Below are 2577 nucleotides of genomic sequence, written 5' to 3' on the forward strand. Positions count from 1 at the left end.
GCCTTTTCTTTGGTTCGTTTCTTTTGGCGAAGCAAAAGAAATGAACCGGCCCGCCCGGCCGCTAAGGGCATCAATCAACCCGCGCCAAAGGCGCTCTGCGTTTAAAGCCTTTGCAGTTGCCGTTGCCGTTGCCGTTGCAGACGCAAACCCCATCATCATCACCCCCTTACCCCAGCAAAATCACCCGCACCTGCGCGGGTGTGATCGACATGCCGGCGGTATTCGGCAACATCCCGTTCTGCAACGACAGCGACGTCAGCCGGTTGGCGAACACCCCGCCGACCAGCATCTTGATGCTGCCCAGCACCTGCCGATCCGGCCCCACCACGATGTTCGAGATCAGCCCCGTCGCCAGCCCCGGCTCGTCGCCGTTGCTCACCGTGCCCTGCGTCAGCAGGTTCTCCGCCAGCCCGCAGCCGAACAGCACGTTGAACACCGACGGCACATGCGTGGCGGACATCGCGATGTTGGGGAACGGCAGTGGAATCGGCCCCACCGGCGTGGGCACCTTGCACACATCGGGAAACGCGAAATTCATGACGCCGAGGTTGTTGTTGGCAAACATGGCTGGAAGTCCTGTGAGTGAGGGGTAAGGCATGAGGGGTAACGGCGGAGGCGGGAGCCGTGGCAGGGTCGTTGCCCTTGCTCCTCACACCTCGCGCCTCTCATCCCACACTGATCCGATCCGCATCCACCTTTACGTCCTTGTCCGCCGTCACCAGCGTCTGCTTGCCGTGCATCCGCAGCAGCGCACGCGCGGTCAGCAGGTAGTGCTCGGCGCGGGTGATGCGGTGGCGCGTCTGTTCGATCAGCGTGTCGGCCACGCTGGTGAACAGGTTGCGGGCGTTCAGGTTGAGCGCGCCGGTGGCGGCGTTGAGGTGGATGTCGGCCAGCGCGCGCACGCTGACCTGCTCGCTGGCGTTGAGCGCGATGCGCGCCTGATTGAGCGAGACGCCCGTGGCGCCGGGCACCGCCAGCACCGCTTCGTCGTCGCCGCGCGCCAGCAGGTGGACAACGAAGCTGTCGTCACCGCAGCCGGCCACCAGCGCGCGGTCGCCCGCCTGGGGTTGCACCAGGCACGACGCCGCCTGTTGCGCGATGCGGCCGTCGTGCAGCAGGAAACGGCCATCGTCGAGCGCCACGGCGATGCGGGCATCGCTCCATTGCGGCGCGGCGATGGCATGGGTGATGGGGGGGTCTTCGAGTCGCATCATCGTGTCTCCTACTGCGTATCCGACGGCATCGGTCATGGCGGTCAACGTGCTGCGGCACGCGGCGCGGCGAGCAGCCCCGCCTCCGCGGCCAAGAGAAAGGAATCGGTACCGCGTGCGCTGCCGCGCCGGGCGTCCTGCCAGGCGGCGCGCGTGAACGCGGCGTTGTGCAGGCTGGCGTGATCCAGCCGCGCGCGGCCAAAATCCAGCGTGTCGCCCTGCGCGTGGTCGAAACCGGCGAACGTCAGGTCGCAACCGGCGAACGACACCCGCGCCAGCGTGGCCTGCCGCCACACGCTTTTCACCAGCACGGCGTCGTCCAGCAGGCAGTCGGCCAGCGTGGCCTCCTGGAAGATCGCGCCGGACAGATCGGCGCCGCGCGCATCCACGCCTTGCCAGCGCGCCGCCAGCATCAGCGCACCGGCGCCCGCCAGCCGTGGCAGGCGGGTACCGGTGAAGGTGGCCTGGTGGCAGTTGGCGCCGGCCAGCACCGCGCCGGACAGATCGGTCTCGGTGAAATCTGCGCCCTGCAACGTGCAGCGCGCCAGCCGCACGCCCGGCAGCGCCTTGCCGGCAAGGTTGGCACCGATCAGCACCGAGGCATCGGCATCCAGCCCGGTCAAATCCACGGGGCCCAGGTCGAGGTCCTGGATCGCCACCTGCTCCAGCCGCGCGCCGTTCAGCCGCAATCCGTCGGCGGCACCGCCCAACATCACGCAGCGCATCAGCCGCGAGGCGCTGAAATCGGCACCACGCAGGTCGCATTGCATCAACGCGCTGGTCTCCAGCGCCGCGCCGCCCCACTGGCTGCCGGCCAGCTCGCACTGCACCAGCGACAACAACTCGCCAGCGGCCCAGCGGGTGTCGGGCAGCCGGCACTGGATGAACTGAGTGGTATGCAGCGTGGCGTGGGTGAAATCGACGCCGGACAGATCGCATTCGACGAAGTGCGTCTGCGACAGATCGGCCCCGGCAAAGCAGGCACCCGCCAGGTTCACACGGTGGAAGGTGGCATGCGCCAGCACCCGCCCTCGCGCATCCAGACCGGCAAGGTCCAGGCCGGAGACGGCGCGGCTGAGGCGCTGGGCTTTTTCGATGGTGGCCCAGATCATGGGAAGACCTGCACGGTGGGTGCTGTTTTGGCCTTGGCGGCGGTTGCCGCTGCCAAGGCAACGGCAACTTCTGAAAGGCTGAGCGCCTGCGGCGCGGGTTGATTGATGCCCTTAACGGCCGGGCGGGCCGGTTCATTTCTTTTGCTCCGCCAAAAGAAACGAACCAAAGAAAAGGCGGCCCGCGTCTGCGCCCCTCCGGGGTTCCCTACGTCGGTCGGGAGCCTAAGGTCTCCCTCCACTCCTCGGCGCCACGT

Annotated in this window: 4 protein-coding genes; all 4 read right to left on the bottom strand. The window is 67.5% G+C overall.

The features are described 5' to 3' along the window. Positions 1 to 166: 166 nt before the first annotated feature. Positions 167 to 565 (bottom strand): DUF4150 domain-containing protein, encoded by a 399-nt coding sequence (locus FAZ21_RS19935; protein ID WP_136775175.1) that lies wholly within the window; start codon positions 563 to 565, stop codon positions 167 to 169. Positions 566 to 665: 100 nt separating this feature from the next. Further along, positions 666 to 1214, bottom strand: a complete 549-nt coding sequence (locus FAZ21_RS19940; protein ID WP_136775176.1) for a DUF3540 domain-containing protein — start codon at positions 1212 to 1214, stop codon at positions 666 to 668. Between the two features lie 41 nt (positions 1215 to 1255). Continuing rightward, entirely contained in the window at positions 1256 to 2323 is a 1068-nt protein-coding gene (locus FAZ21_RS19945; RefSeq protein WP_136775177.1) for a pentapeptide repeat-containing protein, read from the bottom strand. Continuing rightward, on the bottom strand, positions 2320 to 2577 hold a 258-nt coding region (locus tag FAZ21_RS20685), incomplete at its 5' end, for a hypothetical protein (RefSeq protein WP_211243548.1). The genes FAZ21_RS20685 and FAZ21_RS19945, both read right to left, overlap by 4 nt.

It is taken from the genome of Chitiniphilus eburneus (assembly GCF_005048205.1).
Classification (GTDB): Bacteria; Pseudomonadota; Gammaproteobacteria; order Burkholderiales; family Chitinibacteraceae; genus Chitiniphilus; species Chitiniphilus eburneus.